This window comes from Chryseobacterium sp. FP211-J200 (assembly GCF_001643375.1).
Lineage (GTDB): Bacteria > Bacteroidota > Bacteroidia > Flavobacteriales > Weeksellaceae > Epilithonimonas > Epilithonimonas ginsengisoli.
The window spans coordinates 119,261-142,585 of sequence record NZ_LSHB01000056.1 but is presented as its reverse complement, the minus strand read 5'-3'; the positions used below and the strand labels follow the sequence as shown (position 1 = coordinate 142,585).

Genomic DNA, 23,325 nt, shown 5'->3' with positions numbered 1-23,325 from the left:
AAAAAATAATTTTCAAAAAACAACAAGTTTAGCACGATATTTGATGAGTTAATAAAAGTTAACAAAAAACCTTCAGATTTTTCTGAAGGTTTTTTGCTTTTGTTCTACCAAATTTTTATTCTTTTCTCAGGAGCTACATAGAGTTTGTCACCTGGTTTGATGTCGAATGCTTTTTGAAAGGCGTCCATATTGACCAAAGGTCCAAAGCTTCTGTAATAACCCGGAGAATGTGGGTCTGTCTTCACCTGATTGGTCATATACTTGTCGGTAGATTTGGTTCTCCAAACCGTTGCCCAGCTCATAAAGAATCTTTGGTCCTGCGTCAAACCACTGATTGCTCCAGGATTTCCGTGGTCCTTCAGATACATTTGCAATGCCGTGTAAGCGACATTAATTCCTCCCAAATCTCCAATGTTCTCACCACTTGTGAATTTTCCATTGACAAAACTTCCTGTCACAGGCTCATATTTATCATATTGCGCAGCGAGTTGTCCCACTTTTTCGTCAAAGTTTTTTCTGTCACTTTCCGTCCACCAATTGTTTAAATTTCCATCGCCATCAAATCTAGAACCGCTGTCATCAAATCCGTGAGAGATCTCGTGACCGATAACGCCACCAATTCCGCCAAAGTTAACCGCAGGGTCAGCATTGAAATGGAAAAACGGAGGTTGCAAAATCGCAGCCGGGAAAACAATCTCATTATTAGAAGAGCTGTAATAAGCGTTCACCGTTTGAGGCGACATTCCCCATTCTGTTTTATCTACTGGTTTTCCTATTTTATCAAGATTCTTAGCATAACTCCATTCAGATATTTTCTGAAGATTATTGTAGTAAGTTCCGTTGTTGGATGCTAATTGAAGATTTAACTTAGAATAATCTTTCCATTTGTCCGGATAGGCAATCTTCACTTTGAATTTTGATAACTTTTCCAAAGCTTTTTCTCGGGTCAGGGGAGACATCCAATCTATATTTTCTATGTGTAGTTTGAAAGATTTTTTGATGTAATCCACGTAAGTTTCCATCTTTTGTTTGGCTTCTGCCGGGAAATACTTCTCAACATAAAGCTTTCCAAAAGCTTCTCCCAAAACGCCATTGATAACGGCAAGTCCTCGCTTTTCCATAGAACGCTGTTCTTGTTGGCCTTGCAGATATTTGGAATAGAAATCGAAACGGATATTATCCAAATCCTGATTAAGATTTCCTGCATTGTTGTTCAAAAGGTCATACTTCATGTATTCTTTGATGAGACCAATATTTTTATCCGTCATCCATGAATCCATATTTTCATAGTATTTTAATTCTCCAATGATGACTTTGTCTGTGTTGACGCCAACCGTTTTCAGATAATCGGGTAGATTGACATTTCTCACCAAAGCTTTTAATTCTTCGACAGTTTTAGGGTTGTAACGTAAATTTGCATCACGGCCTTGTTCCAAAGTCAGAAGGTCTTGCGCCAGTTTTTTTTCGAAATCTACAATTTGCTGAGCTGTTGCATCTGGATTTTTGTTTCCAAGAACGGTTTCCAGTTTGGCAACATAATTTTTGTATTCTGCCAATGTTTTGGTATTGGCTTGATTCACTTTTTGATAGTAATCTTTACCCAGACCTAAGCTTGGCCCACCAAGATAAACGGCGTTCATTACAGAGTTTTTCATATCTGCACCAACTCTCCATCCGTAAAAGGGATTGTCTCCGGAAGGTGTTGCTTCAATAAGGTACTTTTGTAAATCTTTTACATTTTTAATCGCATCGATTTTAGTTAACTGAGATTTGATAGGATTGATTCCTTCCGCATTTCTCTTATTCCAATCGATAAAAGTTCCATAAAGCGCCTGGATTTTTTCACCTTCGGAATTAGATGCGAATTTCTCAGAAAGTACTTTGTTCAAAATATCCAATGATGCCACATCTACATCTTCCCTCAAAGCATTGAATGAGCCCCAGCTTGGTTTGTCCGATGGAATTACGGCCGTTTTCATCCAGCCTCCATTGACATAATTATAGAAATCGTCCTGAGGTCGTACAGATTTGTTCATATAAGAAATATTAAGTCCCTCATCTTTTGACGTGTTAGTTTGTACGGATTTTTGGACTGCGGTTTTGTTCTGGGCATTGACGGTACTGCCAAGATAAAATGTTGCTGCAACAGTCAGGATGTAAACGCTGATTTTTTTCATTGAGATTTATTTTAATACTTTCAAAAGTAAGGAATTTAAATTTTTTATGAATGTTCTGAAATGAAAAATCCCACTCGGTATGAATGGGATTTTGATATTTTGAATTTAAAATTCTGCATTTTTAGGCGTTCTTGGGAAAGGAATCACATCTCTAATATTTGTCATTCCGGTTACGAAAAGTACCAATCTTTCGAGACCTAAACCAAATCCAGCGTGCGGCACAGAACCGAATTTTCTAGTATCAAGATACCACCAAAGTTCGTGCTCATCAACACCGAAGTCTTTCATTTTTTCAAGAAGAACATCGTGTCTTGCTTCTCTTTCAGAACCTCCGATGATTTCGCCGATTCCTGGGAAAAGAACGTCCATTGCTGCAACCGTTTTTCCGTCGTCATTCAGTTTCATATAGAAAGCCTTGATTTCTTTCGGATAATCGAAAAGGACAACTGGCGTTTCGAAGTGTTTCTCCACCAAATATCTTTCGTGCTCAGACTGCAGATCGGTTCCCCATTTCTCAATCGGATATTGGAATTTACCTTTTTTATTTTCTTTTGAGTTTAATAAAATCTCAATCGCTTCTGTGTAAGAAACTCTTTTGAAACGCTTCGCAACCACGTTTTGAAGTTTTTCAATCAAGCCTTCTTTGGCTCTGTCTTTTTCAGGTTTCGATTTCTGCTCTTCTTCGAAACGTTTGTCTAGGAACTCCAAATCGTCTTTGCAGTTGTCCAAAACGTACTGAATCACATATTTCAAGAAATCCTCAGCAAGGTCGATATTATTTTCAAGATTGTTGAACGCAACTTCCGGCTCAATCATCCAAAACTCGGCTAAGTGACGCGTCGTATTAGAGTTTTCTGCACGGAAAGTTGGTCCGAAAGTATAAATTCTTCCCAATCCCATCGCTGCAGTTTCGCCTTCAAGCTGACCAGAAACGGTCAAATTGGTTTTCTTTCCGAAAAAGTCCTGAGAAAAATCGATTTCTCCTTCTTCGGTTTTCGGCATATTATTAAGGTCAAAATTGGTAACACCGAACATTTCGCCAGCGCCTTCCGCATCAGCTCCGGTGATAATTGGCGTGTTGATGTAGAAAAATTGATTTTGATTAAAGAAAGAGTGAATCGCAAAACTCACCGAGTGACGGATTCTGAAAACCGCCCCAAAAACATTGGTTCTGAATCTCAGATGCGCCTGCTCACGCAATTTCTCCAAACTGTGTTTCTTTGGCTGAAGTATCGTCGACTGCAATTCCTCAAAGAAATTGTCGCCCAGGATCGTGATTTTTTTCGCAATGATTTCCACCGTTTGTCCAGCGCCTTGGCTTTCCACCACTTCACCTACAATTTTCAAAGACGAAGCCGTATTGATTTTCTTGATTGTTTCTTCATCAAAACTTTCAAAATCAACCACGATTTGCAAATTATTAATCGTAGAGCCATCATTTAGCGCGATAAAACGATTGGAACGGAAAGCCCGAACCCAACCCTGAACGGTAATGTCGTGGTGTAATACTTTTTTGTAATCTGCTAATAGGTCTTTAATTGTCTGTCGGTTCATTATCAAAAATTAGTGAGTGCAAATTTACGAAAAAACGTTGTAAATAGATATTAGATATTGGACTTTAGATGTTAGATTGAAAATTAATGGTTAAAATTCTCAATTATTTGAAATTTTTAATTCAACAAAACAGATTTTTTCAATAGTTTTCCGTTTCGGATTTTCCAGGCGTGATAGGAACTTGGAACATCAAACTGCCATTTTGGTAAGATCATAATAATCAAAATGACATCCAAATGCGAGATGAAACCCAAAATCACGCAAAGATAAAAAGCCCAGCCAGCTTCCGAAAATCCAATGAGAGAAGTGAAAGCGATGAGCAAACTCAATCCCCAAAGTTTTGCCAGCCAAGCGTGCGTACAAATTTCTTTCCCGAATTTCCAAAGACTGACGATGTAGCACAAAGCTTCCATTATGAAAATCAAAGCGGTAATTTTCCAATGTTCTTGGATGATTTCGGGATTCAGAAAATAAGTGGCGAAACCAATCGATAACCAAAAGACTAAATCGGTCTGGCTGTCCAATCGTCTTAGTTTTTCTGATGAAACACCAACTTGCCGGGCAATGATTCCATCAAAAATATCGGTGAACAATCCGAAGTACATTAATATTAAAATCAAATTCCGGGAATTTTCAATTTCAAAATAAGCCAGCAGGAAGATAATTGGTGCAAGTAGAAATCGTGTTGCGATGAGAATGTATGGTAACTTTTTCATAATGAATGTTTTAAAAGTTTATTGAATACGTTTGAATTTTTCAGCATAATTAATCGTTCTTCCAGCCCACATTAGAAAAAGGAAAGAACCGTTGTTGTCGTTGTAGCTGTGAATCACAAGATTATTGTCCGCCGTCAAACCGATTCTGGATTGGGAAACCTCACATCCGCCAAGAAAGTAGGGGATTCCGGTGCATTTTGTCGTTCTGTTTTTCAAAGTCAGAATTCCGTTTTTCAAAGTGGCGTTCAGCTTGTACGAATGTTTTACCGAATCATTTTTGAATAATGTCAATTCGAGTTCATAAAGTTTGGGTTCCAATTTTTTAGATTTGATTTCCAAAAAGTCGCAATCTTCCAAACCTTGATTTTTCAAATCCAACATTCTGGCAATTCCTATGGATTCGCTTGGTTTTGAAATTAATGAACTTGAGTTGTCATAACCTTTGAATTCATATTTTCCTTCAATTGATTTCCAGTTGTTTTCAGAAATCTTTGTCAAATCATCTTTGATTAATTTTCTGTCAAAACTGACGCAAGAAGTTAGCGTTGTCAGAAGAATAGCGAGTCCTAATATTTTCGTTTTCATAATTTTATCTTTTAATTCTGATGTAAAATTATATTCGAAATTCAAGCTTCTCAATGCGGAAAAGAATTATTATTTTTTCTAAATTTGTGAAAATCGCAAAAAATGTATCAGGAACTTTTATTGAAACAGATCAGAAGCAAGATTGGAGACAAATCTCTGAACGATGAGATTGCCAATGTTCTCAACATCAGTTACGACGCAGCGCACCGAAGAACCTCGATGAAATCTAAATTTTCTCTGGAAGAAAGTCTGGTTTTGGCAAAATTCTACAATATTTCGCTCGACAGTTTTATGGAAGGCGACAACCAAATCATTGCAAAAAAAACCAAACCCATCAGAACTGTTACGGATTTACTCAATTATTTTGATGACGCGTTGCATCTTCTGAATGATTTTAAAATCAACAAAGAAACCGAGGTTTATTATTCGGCGAAGGATATTCCGTTTTTCTATACGATTTCGGATTCAGTCCTGTCGAGGTTTAAGTTGTTTGTCTGGATGAATCTCTTGAACGAAAAAGACTTTATGCAACCGTTTGATGATTTCAAATTAGAACGATATTCCGACAAGAGTGAAGATTTAAAAAGTCTTTATGAGAATTTGAATGTCACAGAAATCTGGAACAACACCACAATTTCCAGCATTCTGAATCAGGTTTTGTTTTATTCAGAAATCGAAATTCTGTCTAAGGAAACGGCAAAATTAATTCTTGAAGAACTGAAAATATTAATCAAAAGCATCGAGAAAAAAGCCGAAAATGAAAGCAAGAATTTTCACATCTATGCCCACGATATTCTGATTTTGAACAACAGTATTTTATTTAAAAATGAAGAAAAATCATCACTTTTCGTTCCGTACAATATGTTCGGTTATATGATGACGGATGACCAAAGTACGTGTGATGATGCGCTGAATTTTTTTCAACATCAAATCAAAAACTCAACATCGCTCAGTTTTTCCGGTCAGCGCGACCGCAAAAGATTTTTCAATAGTATGTTGGAAAGAATAGAAAGTCTGAAGAATTCGATTTAGGAATTATTCATCCTTTTTCGAAGGAATCAGGAAAACATCCATCAAACCTTCCGGTAAAAACATTTTGATGAATTTCTCCTCACGATTTACTTCCAAAATCCAATCTCTGATAAGCGGAATGATGATTTGTTTTCCGGCAAGGTCTAGAATGAAATAATTCTGAGCCGTCATATCATTGATAGAAACAATAGTTCCACAAGATTTTCCATCCTCTTCACGGATTTCGAAACCCACAACTTCGTGATAATAGAATTTTTTCCCAGTCAATGGAGGTAGGGTAGAAAGCGGAAGATAAACACCTTTGCCAATCGTTTGGTTGACCAAAGCTTCGGAAGAATTTTTGAAAGAAAGGATTTTCGTGTCGCCTCTCTGCCACTGCTGTTTTTCAACAAAAAACGGAACCAGCAAACCATTGATTTCCAAAAAAATCGATGTCAGTTTATCGTACATTTCAGGTTGGTCTGTGTCCAGTTTCAGGATCACATTGCCCTGCAGTCCGTGTGTTCTGGTGATGGTTCCTAAAAAATAGCAGTCTTCTTTTCTCATTATTTCAAAAATTAATTTTCTTCTTTTCCCCAGCCCTAAAGGGTGGAAGAAACGTGGCGAAGTGGTTCGACGAAGTCCAAAATTAATTTGCTCCCTTTAGGGTAGGGGAAACAAATTGGTTTTTTATTAAACAACAAAGACACGAGATTATCGTGTCTTTGAGATTGTATCTTTTTGTAAAGAATTAAGCCTGAGTTTCTTCAGTTCCTTCTGCTTCAGCAGTTGGTTCTTCAGTAGCAGTTTCTTCAGTTGCAACTTCTTCAGCAGGTGCGTTTGCAGCCTCTTCAGCAGCTTTTGCATCAGCTTCAGCTTTCGCAGCAGCATCAATTCTTGCTTGGTTTACTTTAGCTTCAGCTTCCAAAGCCGCTTTTTTAGCGTCAGATTTTGCTGTAGATAAACCTTCAACTTTACCTAGTACTTTTGCTTCTTTACTTTCCAACCAAGCACCGAATCTCTTTTCAGCTTCAGCTTCGTCGAAAGCACCTTTAGCAACACCACCTTGAAGGTGTTTTTTGTACAAAGCACCTTTGTAAGAAAGGATAGCTCTTGCAGTGTCAGTTGGTTGTGCACCGTTGTTCAACCATTGTACAGCAGAATCTACGTTCAATTCAATTGTAGCAGGGTTGGTAATTGGGTTATAGATCCCTAGTTTTTCGATGAATCTACCATCTCTTCTAGCTCTAGAATCTGCAACCACGATGTGGAAAAAAGGTTTCCCTTTAGATCCGTGTCTTTGTAATCTGATTTTTACTGACATATAATTTTAAAATTTTGGGAACACGTCCCGGTTAAATATTAAGTGTGCAAAGATAGAAAAATATTTTAATGTAACAATTTGAAAATCTAATAATTTACCAATTTGAAAATTATATTGCTACATCGTTAAATTGATATATTGTTACATTAGATTTTTAGGAGCCGGGAACCTGCTTTCCGCTATATCTTTTTGCCAGAGCTTTTCCCACGCAAAAAAGGATGTCGCTTCAATCAGGGCTAGGGGTTTTGTGGTAATTAGGAAGTGTTTTGAGTATTATCTATCTGTTTTTCAACAAAATCCAAGAATTATATCTGTGAATAACTTCGGTGTCGGGCTCTGTCCATTCCAAGGTGTACCAGAATGTGCCTGTAGAAAGAAGTTTTTTTCCATCTTTCCCATCCCAGATGTAATTGCCGTCTTTTCCTATGAATACAAATCTACCAAAACGGTCAAAGATCTTGAAAGTGACATTGTTTTTCAGTCTCAGAGCAGAATAGTCCAAAACATCGTTTTTGCCGTCCCCGTTTGGCGTGATCACATTCACAAGATTAATATTGGAAAACTCACGTATAGAAGGGATACATTTTTTGGAACTTCTTACATAGATCTGCTGAATACCTTTGGGGATATTATTGAATATATTGGACGATTGCCATGTAAAACCATCCAAAGAATATTCGTAGGGTGCTGTTCCGCCAGTTACGGTTACTGTCAATCTATCATTGTCAATTTCCAGGATTTTAATGATGACCTCTTCCTCCGCAATTACTTTTACAGTTTGTCTGGTGGTACAACGGTCAAATGTCAGGTCTACCCAATGATCACCAACTTTTAAAGCACCAGAAGAAGATTTTGTGGATCCGGAACTCCATACATAAGAATCAAAGCCAGGCCCTGCGTCAAGCGCGATGCTGTTTTCTTTGCAGATGATAACATCTTGTAAAAGACTGGAAATTTTTGGACTCTGGAATATTAATTTTAATTCTCCTACACTCGGACAGTCCACACTATTTTGAAAGCGAAAGAAAAAACTTTTATTAACTTTCAGATCTTGTGAAAAAGAAATACGATTGATATCTTTTTTTGCATCAGCTAGTGTCTCGTATGCTGTAGCGGTGGCTTGTGTTGTAAATAGGGCCGTGTAATCGTTCAGGTCCACCAATTCATTTCCGGAACGGTCTGAGTCGCAAATCTGTATTGGTTGTACAGGGTTTAATTTAATTTGCGGTGCAATTTTAAAATTGATGGTCCCAAAGACGGATGGGCATTCATTTTTACTTCTCACTTCTACGATTACATTTCTATCAGCAGTGAATGTAAAATCATTTGCCAATGCAGTTCCTGGACTCGTGGACAAATAATAATAAACGTCAAAATCAGTAGGATTGATGATTATGGTTGGTGTAATGTCTGAGAATTTCAAACTAACAGAACCATCGAGGTCATTGTCACAAAGGCTTGCATCGTAAAGACTGGCGTCAACATTTGGTAATGGGAAGAAACTTAGTACAATCTCTGCAATGTTTTCACATCCGGAAACTGTTTTTACCAATGCAAAGACAGATTTTTCTACTGAAGAATAAAGACCAGGTGTTGGTATTTCTGTTCCTGGAATATGATCTTGTGCATCTTGGAATGTCAGGTAATATTTGATATCTGCAATACTTTCACTAGTAAGATTTGCCGAAGTAAGATTAAAAATACCTTCATCATTGCTGGTTTTGCAAGCTTTCAGTTCTGGCGTATTCAACGTCAAAGGTTTCCAAGTGACCTTGATTGTCTCTACCCGGAAACATTCTGTGACCGTGCTCTGAATTCTGTAATAATAATCATGATTACTAAGTGTAGTAGGAGTTGTGATCCTGTTCTCATCATACGTTGCATCTTCGTATGTCGCATAATAAGTAATGTCGAATTCTGGATTGCTATTTAGAATATAAGGGCTATAGGTGGAACAATCATATAAAAGACTGCTATTACATACATCAATTGGGGCTACTGTCCCAAAAACATTGGGCGCTGTCCCAAATGGATCTTCCAGCATCGCAGTTCCTGTCCAGTTAAGTGAGAATGATCCATTGCCCTGCGGTCTGTCTATGACTAAAAAATAAGATTCTCCTGCAACCACATCCATAGATTTGATATAGCCGTCTCCCAATTCTCCCGGTCCTTCAGAAAAATCTCCTGCAGGCTCAGAATCTCTCATCCCAGTATGGTTATTGACAAGAAAGGCTGCTTCCGGATTAGTTGTAGAGCATCTGACAGAGAAACCAATATTACCACAAGAGACGTTTGGTCCGAAGATCCAGAAATCGTAATCCACATCTATAGCACTACTTGTCGGAATAAGGTCAAATCCTAACGTTCCCGTAGTTTTAGCTGTGAATTTTAACCATAAAGAATTGTTTTCTTTACTTTGACAAACATTCGAGGGATTTAGCTCTTGTACTCCATATCCATTTGGATTGAGTGTAATGGTTTGGTTGCCACAAATCTGAATGTAATTGACACAGTCATTTGCTTCTCTGTTTTGAGAAAATAGAAAACAAACGAATAATAAGAAAAATAGGATAGAGGTCTTTTTCACGGATAGGTAATTTGTAGTTTTTGCGCAAAACTAAAGATAACGAGCGTCTCCTACAAATAAATTTAAGCCTACTCCAAACTTCCCATATAAAATAATCCCAAACATTGTTGGTTTTCCAAATGTAAATCTCGACGAGACCAAAATATTTAAACTTTTTGCATTGATGAAGTTTAAAATTAAAAAAGACCTTCAGTAAATAGAAAACTAATAATTGCAGAGAAAGTCGTGGCAAGAAAAGTGGAAATAAAAACGGCCAAATTATCTCGCGTTTTGCCTGTGATTTTTTTTATAACCAAATAACAAACTACATAAGTTGGAATCAAGAAAAAGAAACTAAATGCTTGAAGGAAAGTTACAATCAAGTAGAGAAACGAAATTCCTGCAAAAGTTCCCACAAATAAGCCCAAAAAGCTTTTGTACAAAGTTTTCTTATCAACTTTGTCGTTTTCGTGATTGCTTTTAAAAATAATATATTTTGCTAAAATGAAGTTAAACAATTCATCATCATTTAAAACATCGGATGAAATTGTAGGTTCTATCTCTTCAAAAAAATTCCCCTTTTCTACCATCTTATTAACTTCAAAAGCAATTCTTCCTTTTTCTTTAACAAGAACTTTTTTGTGATTAGCCTTCGCAAAGAATTCTTCATTATAACTTTTTTCAGTTAGAATTTCCTGCATATCACGATTGATTTTGCCGGAGTTGTCCAGTAATTCGTTGTAGGCAATCAGCAACTCTTCTTCGCTGAAATTCTTGTAGATGTTCATTTAATCCAAACTTCCCATATAAAACAATCCCAAACATTGTTGGTTTTCTTCAATGGTCAAAGAATTTTTAAGTTGCTCAACAATTTTTGGAGAACTCCAATAGCAACCTATATTATTGGCGGTGCAAGTCAAATACATATTTTGAACGGCCATAGAAACTGCGGAAATCTCCTCCCAATCCGGAACCAACCCACTGAAATTGACCACGATTGAAACCACCACATTAGCCTTCGAAATTTTGAATCCAATATCATCATATTTCTTCTGCAGAAACTGAGCTTCCGCCGTCGAATTTTTATAAATGGTTTGAAGTTCCAATCCTAATTTTTGTTTTTCCTCGCCTTTGAACGTTTTGAAACGCCAAGGCTTCGTACGCTTGTGATTGGGAGCCAGAACGGCATTGCTTAGGATTTCGTCAAGAATATGTTGAAGGATTTCTTTGTCGGTGTAATCTTTTGGGAAGATGCTTCTGCGCTCTTCTATGATGTTTTTTAAAATTTTAGCGTTTTCCATAATCAAAGATACGGGAATCAAGGCAAAAGGACAAAGTGATAAGATTTACGCTGGAAAACTTCCAATATCCATCTTCCGACTTCCATCACTCTAAAAAACCTCCACAATTTCCTGCCCAATTCTGTTGAGGATAAAAGAATCGCCGGCTTGCATTCCCATCATTGTCTGCGCCATTGGACTTTCTGGCGAGATGGCGTAGAAGCGGTCGCCTTCGAAGAAAAATTCTCCTAAGGAAACCGAAATATAAAAGCGTGCTTTGTTTGTGATGACCAATGAGCCAAGTTTCACTTTATCGGAAACGGAGTTCAAAACTCTTCTCATTTCGCGTTGCATATTTTTCAGAGACACCATTTGTTTGTCTAGAAGATAAATTTCCTCCTGGATTTCTTCTCTTATCGAATCGTATTTTGAAGTTTTCTTGATGTCTCGGCTGGCTTCCAAGGAAAAATTAAGGTAAAACTCAAGCGTCTTCACTTTCCCCGAAATACTGTCATTCACAAAATTGCGCAACTCACTTTTATCGTAAACCGTCTTCTGCATAAATCCAATTTTGAATAAAGATAATAATTAATAAAATAAATAAAAAACCTCTCTAAAAATATTTAGAAAGGTATATTTCGAATATGAAAATCATAAATTATTCCAAAATCAAAGCTGTTTATTTCTGGATAAAATAATTCCAAGTCGCTTTCGTAATATCCGCAATTATTTTCTCGGTATCTTCCCTTGATTCGGTAATGTTTTTCAGATAAACGGAAAGGATAAAATGATTTCCGTTCGGAAGTTTTATTATGCCAATATCGTTCATAGCAACTCGTAAATTTTCATCATTCGTTCCGGAAATTCCTGTTCTGTGCGCCAATTCTGTTCCTTCAGGAAGTCCGGCTTTTATCCAGGTAATTCCACGGGAACATTCCACCATTATTTGATAGAGATATTTTGTAGTTGCTTTTTTCAGCACTTTTCCTTTGTAGAATTTTTCTAATAATTCTGTCGTAGCAATCGGCGTTGTTGTATTGATGTAAAGATTTTCCCAAGTCCGCATTTGTTCTTCATTAACTTTGATGGTGAAATCTTTTATTCCGTTTTTATTGATGAGTTTCTGAACTGCTTCTATACCGCCAATTAATTTCAAAAGAATGTCACACCCATTATTATCGCTGTGAGAAACGGTGTAGCGTAATAATTGGTCTATAGTCAAGTCCATATTTCCATTAGGGAATTCTTCTCGAATCGGACTCCAAGTATCTTCTTTTAAATCTTCTTTTTTAATGAAAATTTTCTGTTTCAAATTGAGTTTACCCTTATCGACCTCATTCAAAACCGCCAACGCAATATGAAATTTGAAAACGCTCATCATTGGCATGTTCATATTTCCATTGATGCTCAAAGTGTCTTTGTTTTCAATTCCTTTTATTGAAACGCCGACTGTTGCATTTTTTGTTGTGATGATTTTACTAAGCTCTTTCCGAAGTTCATCTATATTTTGAGAAAATATCTGAACTGGGAAAAGAGAAAGGCTGAGAATTAAAATTAGTTTTTTCATCGAAAATATTATTTCAAAAGTTTAGAATTCATCACAATCTTTCTGATTTCCTGCTCAAAATAATAAGCAATCTCAAAATTTTCATTAGCTACATTTTCCATTACTATAACACTCGTTTTAGTCTTTGGATAATATAAATTGACCGCCGTAAAACCTTCGCCAGGATGAAAACCCGTGTGACCAATTTCGTAAACGTCAGCTTTATCATTGATTCTCAAACCATAGCCATAACCAATTGGCTTTTTGCCGAAAAGTTGATGCGTTGCGGTTGTGGAATAATTCGTCATCAATTGATAAGTTTCTGGTTTCAAAAGTTTACCGTTGTGCAAAGCTTCGTTCCATTTGGCTAAATCGGGTGCAGTCACAATCAAATGACTTGCGAAATAATTTGATGCATTGAAATCTGATTTTTCATTCAGCTTAAACGTTCCGTCTTTTCTAATGGTGTGTCCTTTTGTCAGAAGTTGACAGCTAGTTTCAGTAGGATATGAGCTGCTATTCATTTTACATTTTTTGAATAAGGCCGTCACTAATTCATTATAAGTTTTCCCACTTTGCTTTTCCAAAACCATTCCCGCGACAGAATATCCAACATTAGAATAACTGAATTCTTTTCCCGTTTTGAGTTTCAAATTCGGTTTCAAATCATCGCTATATAATCCCGAAGTATGATTCAGCAAGTGATGAACAGTAATTGTATCTGCCCAAGAATAATCAAAATCCGGCAGATATTTTCGAATAGGTACGTGTAAATCAATCGTTCCTTTTTCTACTTCCTGCAAAATAAGCGTTGCGGTAATCTGTTTTGCGATGGACATTGTTGATAATCGGTCAGAGATTTTCAGGGGTGCTTTTTTTTTGAAATCTACATAACCATACGCTTTTTCATACTTTGTCTTGCCATTTTGTTGGATGAAAACAACACCGTTGAAACTTCGAGGATTGGTAGCTTTTACCAAGCTGTCTATTTTTACAGAATAATTGTCTTTTTGCTGTGCGTCTGCATTGCAAGAAGTCAATGAAAAAGCGACAACAAAGCCAGCCAGTTTGAAAAAATGTCTCATTTGTGTTTTTGAAATTGGTTAAAAGTTTTTGTTTTTATTCCTGGAATTATTCCAAAAGGTCAGGTCGTCTTTCCTTTGTCACTCTCACTGCTTCATCGTGCAACCAATCTTCGATGGCTGAAGTGTTACCGCTCAATAAGATTTTCGGGACAGATAAACCTTTGTAAGTTTCTGGTCTTGTGTAGATTGGTGGTGAAAGAAGATTGTCCTGAAAACTATCTGTCAATGCACTTTGCTCATCATTCAAAACGCCTGGCAAAAGTCGGATCACGGAATCTGCCAAAACGCAAGCTGCCAATTCTCCACCTGTCAAAACATAATCACCGATGGAAATTTCATTCGTAATGTGAAGGTCACGAACTCGCTGGTCAACGCCTTTGTAATGTCCGCAAAGGAAAATTAGATTTTTTTTGATAGAAAGCGTGTTGGCAATTCTTTGGTTCAAAGTTTCACCTTCTGGTGTGAGGTAGATGATCTCGTCGTAATCTCTTTGCGATTTTAGGTCGGAGATGCAGTTGTCCAAAGGTTCGACTGTCATGATCATTCCTGCGCCGCCGCCGTAAGGTTCGTCATCCACTTTGCGGTGTTTGTTGGTACTCCAATCTCTGACGTTGTGGAAATGTACTTCGGCCAATCCTTTTTCCATCGCTCTTTTCAGTATTGAGGTTTGGAACGGGCTTTCCATGAGTTCCGGAAGTACGCTTATGATGTCTATTCGCATAATTATAAATGATGAATGATGAATGATAAGTGATGAATTGCAATCAATTATCATTTATCAACTATCGATTATGTTATTGTTCTGTAGCGTTTTTCCTAGATGGCGCAATGATCAGCCTTAATGAAGAGTCTTTGTTGATATAACTCCACATCCAGTTGAAGAATATCGCCAGCTTGTTTCTGACACTCAGAATCAGCATCAAATGTAAGAACATCCAGAAATACCAAGCAAGAAATCCCTGAAATTTAAATTTCGGAAGGTCAACAACCGCGCGGTGTTTACCAATTGTAGCCATCGATCCACGGTCGATGTATTCGTATTCTGACCAGTCTTTTTCCGAATTCTTTTTGAAGTTTCTAGCCAGATTTTTTCCTTGATTGATGGCCACATTTGCCAACTGAGGATGTGCTTGTGGATATTTTGGCGTTTCCATATAGGCAATGTCTCCAATCGCAAAGATGTTGTCGAAGCCTTTGACTTTGTTGTATCGGTCAACGATGTATCTGTTTCTTACCAGATTTTCTTTGTTGAAGTCATCGATGATATTTCCTGTAACGCCTGCTGCCCAGATGACATTGTTGGTTGGGATAGAGTTGCCGCTTTTCATATAGATCACTTCGCCATCGTAATCTGTCACGCGCTCGTTTTTCATAAAATTGACACCTAACTGAACCAGGTATTTCTCTGCAGCATCCTGAGATTCCTGACTCATGGCATCCAAAGGTTTGTCGCTGGAACTAATGAGAATGATGTTAAGGTCGGAGAAATTCATTCTTGGGTAATCTCTTGGTAATATGCTGGATTTCATCTCAGAAAATGCGCCCGCCAGTTCAACTCCAGTAGGTCCGCTTCCTACAATTACGAGATTCCAATTCCCATCATCACTGGCTTTTCTTTCGATGATCATCTTTTCGAAAGTCATTAGAATGTGATTTCTTATCGTAATCGCTTCCTGGGTATTTTTCATTCCGAGAGCCAGATCCTGCATCTTTTCGTTTCCAAAAAAGTTGGTTTTGCAACCTGTCGCGATCACGAGTTTATCGTACGTGAAAACACCATCTTCGCCAATGACTTTATTTTCTGCTGGAATGATGTTTTTGACTTCCGTCATTCGAAACTGTATGTTTTTTGATCGTTGAAAAATTTTTCTGAAAGGGAAGGAGATGTTGGAAGGCTCGATCCGCCCTGTTGCTACTTGGTAGAATAATGGCTGGAACATGTGGTGGTTCATCTTGTCAATGACCATGACCTTGTATTTTCCTTGGTTATTGAGATTTCGAGCTAATTGTAAACCTGCAAAACCACCTCCGATGATGACGATCTTTTCCCTCATTGTGAATTTTTTATAAAATTAAGGTTTTTATTCTTCTTGGCATTAAGCAAATTTTATGCTGAATGACTGGTGTGGACCATAATTAATATCATATCAAAAATAAAAAAAGAGCCCTACCATAAAGAATGACAGGGCTCTAAAAACACAAATGATGAAAAATTAATTTTTATAAAAACCTATTTATAGGGAATTTTAGCATCTATGTAAGAAAATTAAAACTGGTAGCTCACACCAACAGTATAATTTCTAGGTCTTGTTTTGTATCCGACGATGTCTACATATGATGTGTTGAAAAGATTGCCAACATTTGCAAATGCTTCAATTTTGTCGGTGATCTTTTGATTGATATTCAAATTAAACATATGAAATTTTTTATTGATCAAATTGACAGTCGAGAAGGTTGAAGAGTCGTAATAAGCATCGGTTCTTGTTCCAACAAATTGGTGATTGATGTACAATCTTGTCGATTTGAAAGGTTTCACTTCAACATAAGAGTTGATTCTCTGTTTTGGCTGACGCAGCATCGTAGCTTCTTCGTCTTTTTCCACGTAGCTGAAGTTACCACCAAAACCAACATATTGATTGATATCATAATCGAAACCAATCTCAAAACCTTTTGCCTTGTTTTGGTCAACGTTAAGATATTGGCCTGCGAAGGTCACAAAGTCAACTGTTTGGTAAGCGAAAACATCTTTCTCCTGACGTTGGAAAAGGCTTGCGGTCACGACAAATGATCTGGAAGTGTTACCGATACTCATGTCGATCTCATGACTCTGGTTGGTCTCAGGCTTTAGATCTGCATTTGGAAGGATGTATGGCAAAGAACCGTAGTTCTGATATAGCGTAGGCGCAATAAAAGCGGTCGCATAGGAATATCCGATTTTGAAAAACAAATTTTCCGTTTCGCCCAAATAGTAAGGATTCACAGAATAAACCCAGTGATTTCCGAATTTGGAGTTGTCTGTCATTCTTGCGCCTGCATCCAAGTTGAATCCTTTGTAATTTAGATTAACCTTTGCAAAAGCATCGAAGTTAGAGATTTTTGTGTCATCCTTTAAAAGTACATCTTCTAATGATGTGCCTTCCCAAGACAAAGATGCAGCACCCATTTTTTGATCTTCGTACTGGACACCAACTGTGAAATTGAAGAAGTCATTTACTTTATAGAAATTATACAATTCTGAGAACAGGTTTTTTCCTGTGTAAGAAAACTGGTCATTGTACTTGTCGGAATAAAAATTTTGACCCAATCTGTCTGTCCCAGAAAATCTGGAATTGAAAACCACTTCTCCGTTGTTGTATTTGAAGCCAGCATTCAAACCACCGAAAAACTGCTTGTCATTTCCTCTGTAAAGTCCGTCTGTAAAAGCACCTTCGTCAAATTTGTACAAATTATGATTCCAACCTCCGGATAGATTGACATTGAATTTCTCATCAGAATAACCCACATTGGCAGAGACGTTTTGTTTCTCCCAGCCATCTTTGTCAAAAGAATCATTGCCTTCTGCAGAAGAGATACCTTGGGATTTTTCATTGAATCCGCTCACTTGATAATTGAATTTGTCAAGTTTTCCTTTAACTGTAGCGTTCTGGGAAAATGTGTTGAAAGAACCGCCTCTTGCAGAGATCACACCTTCAATCTCTTTTTGAGAAGTTTTTTTTGTCTTGATGTTAATGACAGATACCGTAGCATTGGAACCATAGAGAACAGATGATGAACCATTCAAAACCTCGATGCTTTCTACACTTTCCAATGCGATCAGGCGAAGGTCGGAAACCGTGTAATCATTTCCGGTAACATCTTTCAACGGAATGCCATCCAAAAGGATCAAAACATTGGCGCTTTTTCCGCCTCTGATCTTCATAGATTTTGGTTCTGATTGGTTGTTGAAGTTTCCAGAGATTTGAAAACCTGCGACTTGGTTCAAGACATCATTCAGCGTTTGGCCTTTGAAGTTTTCCAGGTCTTTTTCTGTGAAAAGCTTTACGTTTTTTCCCGTCTTGTAAAGCTGTTGTGGGATTTTGGAAGCTACAGTCACTTCTTCAATGGAAGTGGTCTCATTTTGTTGGGCAAAAAACGATGCACCAATGGTAAGCATGGCGCCAGCCAAAAATACTTTTCTGTTCATTAAGATATAATTAAGTTTATAAAATAACTTCCAGAAAAAAAGGCATGAAAATATAGCACAACACGTGTATAGAATCAGGCTTTTCCTCCGAAAGCATTTATTCATTGTTTTAATTTTGGCAGGTCTCCTGACTTTCGCTGATTTTGCGCCTTCTCATCCTTAATCAAAGACAATGGCAAAGATTACAAAATCTCTTTTATGCGATTTACAGTTGCGGGGACAGTTGAAGAATTACGCTTCATTCCCATTTAATTCGAAATATTCGAAACCAAATTCTCGGCAAATATAATGAAGTTCGGGCAACAATTTAAAAATAGTTAAAACGGCAATTTTCCAATTTCCGCTATGTCTCGTTTTTTATAAAAAGTTTCCAACGGTTTCGGGAAAGATTTTTCGTCCGCCAACTTTTCATCCACGATTATGAAATCATTTTCCGAGGCAAATCTCTCTAAAGCTTTTTTTGATTCCAGTTCAATCGTGTTGATTTCGATTGTCATATTTTTATGTGTCAGTTTGTGATTGATGATTTTCGAATTGATAATTAATTCTTCCCAACTTTCTGGAACTGACATTGGAAATTCATAAAGTTTCTTCCAGATGAAGTCATTTCCTCTTTGTTTGATGAGAAACTGGTTTTGAAATTTGATAAAGTAATATTTCAAACTCAAGTCCGTGACTTTTGTCTTTTTGGTTTTAACGGGAAATTCTGATATTCTTCCGGTTTGGTAGGCGATACAATCATTATTCACAGGGCATTCTCCGCAAAGTGGATTTTTAGGCTTGCAAATCTCTGACCCAATGTCCATAATCGCTTGGTTAAAATCCCCAGGTTTGTCTTCCGGCATGATCAATAAGGCCAAATCTGTAAAATATTGAAACGCTTTGGAGCTTGACATATCAAAATCATCAGCGAAAATCCTTGACAAAGCCCGGTAGAAATTACCATCGATCGCCGGAATTTTTTCATCAAAACAAATACTTGCGACTGCCGCAGCGGTGTATTTTCCAACGCCTTTCAGTTTCAGAATATCTTGATAATGCGTCGGGAATTTACCTTCGAATTCCTCAATGATTTGATGTGCCGCCTTGTGAAGATTGATGGCGCGTGAATAATAGCCCAAGCCTTTCCAGTAAAGCAAAACTTCATCTTCCGAAGCCTTATGCAATTCCTCAACATTGGGGAATCTTTCTATGAATCTGAGGTAATGTCCGAGACCCTGTTTTACCTGGGTTTGCTGCAAAAGAATTTCGCATATCCATATATTATAAGGATGTTGGTTTTCTCTCCAAGGAAGTTCTCTGGCATTAGTATCGTACCACTTTATTAGCTTTTTCCCAATGTGAAGAAAATCAGCATTTTGTTTGTTTGTTTTCAAAAATATATCTTATATTTGCACACCAAAAATATAAAGAAAATTATAAAATGACAAAGGCAGAATTGGTAAATACCATCTCGAACAAGCTGGGAGTAGAAAAGAATGATACACAGAAAGTTATAGAAGCATTCATGCAGGAAATCAGAACCTCTATGTATAATGGAGATAATGTTTACTTAAGAGGCTTTGGTTCTTTTATCATCAAAACAAGAGCGGCTAAGACAGGAAGAAACATTTCTAAGAACACAGCAATTGAAATTCCTGCTCATAATATTCCTGCTTTCAAACCTTCAAAAACTTTTGTAGAGAAAGTAAAAACTAAAGTTGCAGTAAAATAATTAAATAACTAACGTATAAAAATATAAATTATGCCAAGCGGAAAAAAAAGAAAGAGACATAAGGTTGCAACTCACAAAAGAAAGAAAAGAAGAAGAGCAAACAGACACAAGAAGAAATAATTTATTATTTTAACGTCTTACACATATAAATATAGTTGGTTCTATTGCCAACTATATTTTTGTTTTATATTTACAACCTAATCTTAGTAAAAAACCAGTTTATGAAGTTATGAAGAAAGAACTGATAATTTCCAATGAGGAAGACGCTTCGAAGATCGCATTGTTGGAAGATGGACGCCTTTTTGAACTTCACGAGCAGAAAACCAAATCCGATTTTGTAGTTGGAGACCTTTTTTTAGGAAAAATAAAAAAACTTGCCCCGAACCTAAATGCTGCTTTTGTAAGCATCGGAACAGACAAAGATGCATTTTTGCATTATCAGGATCTTGGTCCTCAATTTCTGTCTTACCAGAAATTCCTGAAAAATACACTTTCCAAAAAACAACAGACGCCAAGTCTCAAAAATGCCGAACACGCCAAAGACATCGATAAGATGGGAACGGTGGACAAAGTGTTGACTGCAGGCGATGTTGTACTACTTCAGATCACAAAAGAACCGATCTCTACCAAAGGACCGCGTATCTCTACGCAGATCTCTCTCACGGGAAGATTTTTGGTCTTGATCCCTTTTGACAATAAAATTTCAATCTCCAAAAAGGTGAGCGACGGTGCTGAAAAAGAACGTCTCAAAACTTTGATCGAAAGTATCCGTCCAGAAGGTTTTGGTGTCATCATCAGAACGGTGGCCGAAGGGAAAAAGGTGGCTGAACTTCATAATGATATGAATCAGCTGGTGAAAAAGTGGGAAACGACTTTCAAGAATATTCAGAAAAATAAAGTTCCTAGTAAGGTTCTGAGTGAGGAAGACAAAGCATCCTCTATCCTTCGGGACAACTTCAACCAGGATTTCGTAAGCATCATCTGTGATGACGAAAAAATGGTGGAAGATATGAAAGCTTACATAGAGGTCATTGCTCCTGAAAGAAAAAATATCGTTCAGTTCTACGATTCTCATATTCCGCTTTTGGAATATTACAATGTTGAAAAACAGTTGAAACAGAGTTTCGGAAAACACGTGAATATTCCTGCGTCAAAAGGTGCCTACCTCGTGATCGAGCACACAGAAGCACTTCACGTGGTGGATGTGAATTCTGGGAACAACATTTCATCATCATCTACCAACAAAATGCACGCTTTGACTGTCAATAAAATGGCGGCCACAGAAATCGCCAGACAACTTCGTCTTCGGGATATGGGCGGAATCATCGTAGTGGATTTTATTGATATGGTCGATGCGGAACACAGAAAAGAATTGTACGAACATTTCCGAGACGAGATGAAACGCGACAAGGCAAGACACAAAATTTTACCACCTTCGAAGTTTGGACTGATCCAAATGACAAGACAGCGTGTTCGCGCAGAAAAAAGCATCGAGACCAACGAAGAAAACCCGAATAAGGACGGCGAGATCATCGCCCCGATCGTGATCATCGAAAAGATGGAAGATTCCATCAGAACCATTATGGCCACGGAGAAAGGAAAGCTTTTCCTTCACGTGCATCCGTTTGTAGAAGCTTATCTTACCAAAGGTTTGGCGAGCATCCAAAACAAATGGTTCATCAAATACAAAAAATGGGTAACTATCATTCCTAGAGATTCTTTCAAGATGTTGGAGTTCCATCTCTACAACGCTCAGAAAAAGGAATTGATCAGCTTTTCCAATTAAAGAAAATTCAAAAATTTTGTCACATCGCTGGCAAAGTTTTTTTTATTTTTTCCTTTAACTAATATTTAACGCCCATCCTCTGTTATTTACATATTATTGTGATATTTTGGTCATAATTTTGATGCTTTAAAACTAAATAAAAATATATGTCAGGAAAAATTTTATGGATCGATGATGAAGTAGATCTTCTCAAACCTCATATTGTCTTTTTGGAAAACAAAGGTTACACGGTAACCCCCGTGAACAACGTGAATGAGGCTTTGGAATTGATAGAAAAACAAAAATTTGTGCTGACACTTCTCGACGAAAATATGCCTGGGATTTCTGGTCTGGAAGCGATTCCAATGATCAAAGAAAAAGATAATGCGATCAAGATCGTAATGGTCACCAAAAGTGAAGAAGAACACATTATGGAACAAGCGATTGGCTCGCAGATCGAGGATTATATCTTGAAACCTGTGAATCCAAATCAGGTTCTTTTGTCACTCAAAAAAATCCTTCAAAGTGAATCTCTTGTTGAGCAAAAAACAATCGTTGATTACCAGCAGGAATTCCGAAACTTAAGTATGGAATTATCTTACTTGAGAACTTATCAAGATTGGGCAGAATATTATAAGAAAATCCTGAATTGGGAAGTAAAATTCGATAAAGTCTCCGACAACGAGTTCGCCGATCTGCTTCAAAATCAAAAAGAAGAAGCGAACATCCAATTCTCAAAATTCATAGAAAATAACTATGAAGACTGGCTTCACGGCAACGATAAACCGATGATGAGCCACACGCTTTTCAAAGACAAAGTGAAACCGGAATTGGAAAAGGAGAAAGTACTTCTTCTAATGGTGGACAATTTGAGATATGACCAGTGGAAAGTCATAGAACCATTATTCACAAAGTTTTACAACAAAACTTCCGAAGATTATTATTTCAGCATCTTGCCAACGGCGACACAATATGCGCGTAACTCATTCTTCGCAGGATTGATGCCATCGGAAATCGAGAAAAGATTTCCTAACAACTGGTTCAATGACAACGAAGAAGGTAACAAAAACGAATTCGAAAGAGACTTTCTGGAAGACCAGATGAAACGTTTGGGATTATCCAGCAAATCCATGAAATATCTGAAGATCCTGAATTCAGACTTTGAGAAAAAAATTCTGGAAGACTTCAACCAGCACAAGAACAATGATCTATTAGTGATCGTCTACAACTTTATCGATATTTTGTCGCACGCAAAAACCGATAATAATATTGTAAATCAATTGATTAGAGACGACAAAACCTTCAGGTCGCTTACATACAACTGGTTCGAGAATTCATCATTACTGAAAATCATCAAACTGGCTGCAGAAAGTGGATTCAAATTGGTGATCACGACCGATCACGGCACAATTTATGTTAAAAAACCTAGTAAGGTAGTTGGTGACAGAGAAACCTCTACCAATATCAGATACAAGACCGGGCGAAGTTTAACCTATGAGGACAAAGATGTTTGGGCGGTCAACGATCCCGGCAAACTATTTCTACCAAAAGGAAATCTGAGTTCAAAATATATATTTGCGAAGAACAATATATTTTTAGCATACCCAAAGAACTATAATCACTTTGTGAATTATTACAAAGAAACTTATCAGCACGGTGGGATCTCCCTAGAGGAGGTCATCATCCCGATAAGTATCCTAGAACCCAAGTAGTTTTTTCATAGTTTATTTGATTTGGGTTTACCGGGGCGGAAGAAGCGAATGCTTTTTCCGCCTTTTTTGTTTTAGGAGCAAGACGATTTGTCATTCTTTTCACCAGT

20 protein-coding genes and 1 riboswitch are annotated in these 23,325 nt (G+C 37.3%); of the genes, 4 read left to right on the top strand and 16 right to left on the bottom strand.

Going from position 1 to position 23,325, the window contains the following annotated elements; translation table 11 throughout:
* Positions 1-104 precede the first annotated feature (104 nt).
* From AXA65_RS16210 to AXA65_RS16195, 4 genes are all read right to left on the bottom strand, one after another.
* On the bottom strand, positions 105-2,177 hold the full coding sequence (locus AXA65_RS16210) for a M13 family metallopeptidase (protein WP_063971108.1): 2,073 nt from the start codon (positions 2,175-2,177) through the stop codon (positions 105-107).
* A gap of 105 nt (positions 2,178-2,282) precedes the next feature.
* Positions 2,283-3,731 (bottom strand): asparagine--tRNA ligase, encoded by a 1,449-nt coding sequence (asnS, locus tag AXA65_RS16205; RefSeq protein ID WP_063971107.1) that lies wholly within the window; start codon positions 3,729-3,731, stop codon positions 2,283-2,285.
* Positions 3,732-3,847: 116 nt separating this feature from the next.
* Positions 3,848-4,447, bottom strand: a complete 600-nt coding sequence (locus tag AXA65_RS16200; protein WP_063971106.1) for a CDP-alcohol phosphatidyltransferase family protein — start codon at positions 4,445-4,447, stop codon at positions 3,848-3,850.
* An 18-nt stretch (positions 4,448-4,465) separates the two neighbouring features.
* Entirely contained in the window at positions 4,466-5,032 is a 567-nt protein-coding gene (locus tag AXA65_RS16195) for a hypothetical protein (RefSeq protein WP_063971240.1), read from the bottom strand.
* A gap of 102 nt (positions 5,033-5,134) precedes the next feature.
* Between AXA65_RS16195 and AXA65_RS16190 the strand changes: the two genes are divergently transcribed.
* Positions 5,135-6,064 (top strand): hypothetical protein, encoded by a 930-nt coding sequence (locus tag AXA65_RS16190; protein ID WP_063971105.1) that lies wholly within the window; start codon positions 5,135-5,137, stop codon positions 6,062-6,064.
* A gap of 3 nt (positions 6,065-6,067) precedes the next feature.
* On the opposite strand, the gene rimM is transcribed toward AXA65_RS16190, so the two are convergent.
* The 12 genes from rimM to mutY all read right to left on the bottom strand — a co-directional run bounded on the left by rimM (position 6,068) and on the right by mutY (position 19,403).
* The gene (rimM, locus tag AXA65_RS16185) at positions 6,068-6,610 is read right to left on the bottom strand and encodes a ribosome maturation factor RimM (RefSeq protein ID WP_063971104.1); all 543 of its coding nucleotides are present in this window, start codon (positions 6,608-6,610) and stop codon (positions 6,068-6,070) included.
* Between the two features lie 184 nt (positions 6,611-6,794).
* Positions 6,795-7,367: a 30S ribosomal protein S16 gene (locus tag AXA65_RS16180; RefSeq protein ID WP_028121128.1), complete on the bottom strand. Its 573-nt coding sequence runs from the start codon at positions 7,365-7,367 to the stop codon at positions 6,795-6,797.
* 277 nt (positions 7,368-7,644) lie between these two features.
* Positions 7,645-9,954, bottom strand: coding sequence for a gliding motility-associated C-terminal domain-containing protein (locus tag AXA65_RS16175; protein ID WP_063971103.1), 2,310 nt, complete (start codon positions 9,952-9,954; stop codon positions 7,645-7,647).
* Between the two features lie 176 nt (positions 9,955-10,130).
* Positions 10,131-10,721, bottom strand: coding sequence for a hypothetical protein (locus tag AXA65_RS16170; RefSeq protein WP_063971102.1), 591 nt, complete (start codon positions 10,719-10,721; stop codon positions 10,131-10,133).
* Positions 10,722-11,234 (bottom strand): nitroreductase family protein, encoded by a 513-nt coding sequence (locus tag AXA65_RS16165; RefSeq protein ID WP_063971101.1) that lies wholly within the window; start codon positions 11,232-11,234, stop codon positions 10,722-10,724. It abuts the gene before it with no gap.
* A gap of 90 nt (positions 11,235-11,324) precedes the next feature.
* Entirely contained in the window at positions 11,325-11,774 is a 450-nt protein-coding gene (locus tag AXA65_RS16160) for a hypothetical protein (RefSeq protein WP_063971100.1), read from the bottom strand.
* A gap of 118 nt (positions 11,775-11,892) precedes the next feature.
* Positions 11,893-12,780, bottom strand: a complete 888-nt coding sequence (gene bla / locus AXA65_RS16155; protein ID WP_063971099.1) for a class A beta-lactamase, subclass A2 — start codon at positions 12,778-12,780, stop codon at positions 11,893-11,895.
* A gap of 8 nt (positions 12,781-12,788) precedes the next feature.
* Entirely contained in the window at positions 12,789-13,844 is a 1,056-nt protein-coding gene (locus AXA65_RS16150) for a serine hydrolase domain-containing protein (protein WP_063971098.1), read from the bottom strand.
* A gap of 46 nt (positions 13,845-13,890) precedes the next feature.
* Positions 13,891-14,565 carry a tRNA (guanosine(37)-N1)-methyltransferase TrmD gene (trmD, locus tag AXA65_RS16145; protein WP_063971097.1) on the bottom strand — a complete coding sequence of 225 codons (675 nt, stop codon included), beginning with the start codon at positions 14,563-14,565 and terminating at the stop codon, positions 13,891-13,893.
* A 73-nt stretch (positions 14,566-14,638) separates the two neighbouring features.
* Positions 14,639-15,898, bottom strand: a complete 1,260-nt coding sequence (locus AXA65_RS16140; RefSeq protein WP_063971096.1) for an NAD(P)/FAD-dependent oxidoreductase — start codon at positions 15,896-15,898, stop codon at positions 14,639-14,641.
* Between the two features lie 212 nt (positions 15,899-16,110).
* A complete protein-coding gene (locus AXA65_RS16135) occupies positions 16,111-18,027 on the bottom strand; it encodes a TonB-dependent receptor plug domain-containing protein (RefSeq protein ID WP_063971095.1) in 1,917 nt (638 codons plus the stop codon).
* 99 nt (positions 18,028-18,126) lie between these two features.
* Positions 18,127-18,315, bottom strand: a riboswitch (cobalamin riboswitch).
* Between the two features lie 29 nt (positions 18,316-18,344).
* Complete coding sequence (mutY, locus tag AXA65_RS16130) at positions 18,345-19,403, bottom strand: A/G-specific adenine glycosylase (protein WP_063971094.1); 1,059 nt, start codon at positions 19,401-19,403, stop codon at positions 18,345-18,347.
* Between the two features lie 47 nt (positions 19,404-19,450).
* Between mutY and AXA65_RS16125 the strand changes: the two genes are divergently transcribed.
* The 3 genes from AXA65_RS16125 to AXA65_RS16115 all read left to right on the top strand — a co-directional run bounded on the left by AXA65_RS16125 (position 19,451) and on the right by AXA65_RS16115 (position 23,218).
* Complete coding sequence (locus tag AXA65_RS16125; protein WP_027383593.1) at positions 19,451-19,741, top strand: HU family DNA-binding protein; 291 nt, start codon at positions 19,451-19,453, stop codon at positions 19,739-19,741.
* A gap of 229 nt (positions 19,742-19,970) precedes the next feature.
* A complete protein-coding gene (locus tag AXA65_RS16120) occupies positions 19,971-21,527 on the top strand; it encodes a ribonuclease E/G (RefSeq protein WP_063971093.1) in 1,557 nt (518 codons plus the stop codon).
* A gap of 146 nt (positions 21,528-21,673) precedes the next feature.
* Positions 21,674-23,218: a PglZ domain-containing protein gene (locus AXA65_RS16115; RefSeq protein ID WP_063971092.1), complete on the top strand. Its 1,545-nt coding sequence runs from the start codon at positions 21,674-21,676 to the stop codon at positions 23,216-23,218.
* Positions 23,219-23,325 lie beyond the last annotated feature (107 nt).

What these genes read in the sequence shown, in the direction of transcription:
- AXA65_RS16210 (WP_063971108.1), bottom strand. Translation starts at nt 2,177, where the DNA reads ATGAAAAAAATCAGCGTTTACATCCTGACTGTTGCAGCAACATTTTAT.
- asnS (WP_063971107.1), bottom strand. Translation starts at nt 3,731, where the DNA reads ATGAACCGACAGACAATTAAAGACCTATTAGCAGATTACAAAAAAGTA.
- AXA65_RS16200 (WP_063971106.1), bottom strand. Translation starts at nt 4,447, where the DNA reads ATGAAAAAGTTACCATACATTCTCATCGCAACACGATTTCTACTTGCA.
- AXA65_RS16195 (WP_063971240.1), bottom strand. Translation starts at nt 5,032, where the DNA reads ATGAAAACGAAAATATTAGGACTCGCTATTCTTCTGACAACGCTAACT.
- AXA65_RS16190 (WP_063971105.1), top strand. Translation starts at nt 5,135, where the DNA reads ATGTATCAGGAACTTTTATTGAAACAGATCAGAAGCAAGATTGGAGAC.
- rimM (WP_063971104.1), bottom strand. Translation starts at nt 6,610, where the DNA reads ATGAGAAAAGAAGACTGCTATTTTTTAGGAACCATCACCAGAACACAC.
- AXA65_RS16180 (WP_028121128.1), bottom strand. Translation starts at nt 7,367, where the DNA reads ATGTCAGTAAAAATCAGATTACAAAGACACGGATCTAAAGGGAAACCT.
- AXA65_RS16170 (WP_063971102.1), bottom strand. Translation starts at nt 10,721, where the DNA reads ATGAACATCTACAAGAATTTCAGCGAAGAAGAGTTGCTGATTGCCTAC.
- AXA65_RS16165 (WP_063971101.1), bottom strand. Translation starts at nt 11,234, where the DNA reads ATGGAAAACGCTAAAATTTTAAAAAACATCATAGAAGAGCGCAGAAGC.
- AXA65_RS16160 (WP_063971100.1), bottom strand. Translation starts at nt 11,774, where the DNA reads ATGCAGAAGACGGTTTACGATAAAAGTGAGTTGCGCAATTTTGTGAAT.
- bla (WP_063971099.1), bottom strand. Translation starts at nt 12,780, where the DNA reads ATGAAAAAACTAATTTTAATTCTCAGCCTTTCTCTTTTCCCAGTTCAG.
- AXA65_RS16150 (WP_063971098.1), bottom strand. Translation starts at nt 13,844, where the DNA reads ATGAGACATTTTTTCAAACTGGCTGGCTTTGTTGTCGCTTTTTCATTG.
- trmD (WP_063971097.1), bottom strand. Translation starts at nt 14,565, where the DNA reads ATGCGAATAGACATCATAAGCGTACTTCCGGAACTCATGGAAAGCCCG.
- AXA65_RS16140 (WP_063971096.1), bottom strand. Translation starts at nt 15,898, where the DNA reads ATGAGGGAAAAGATCGTCATCATCGGAGGTGGTTTTGCAGGTTTACAA.
- AXA65_RS16135 (WP_063971095.1), bottom strand. Translation starts at nt 18,027, where the DNA reads ATGAACAGAAAAGTATTTTTGGCTGGCGCCATGCTTACCATTGGTGCA.
- AXA65_RS16125 (WP_027383593.1), top strand. Translation starts at nt 19,451, where the DNA reads ATGACAAAGGCAGAATTGGTAAATACCATCTCGAACAAGCTGGGAGTA.
- AXA65_RS16120 (WP_063971093.1), top strand. Translation starts at nt 19,971, where the DNA reads ATGAAGAAAGAACTGATAATTTCCAATGAGGAAGACGCTTCGAAGATC.
- AXA65_RS16115 (WP_063971092.1), top strand. Translation starts at nt 21,674, where the DNA reads ATGTCAGGAAAAATTTTATGGATCGATGATGAAGTAGATCTTCTCAAA.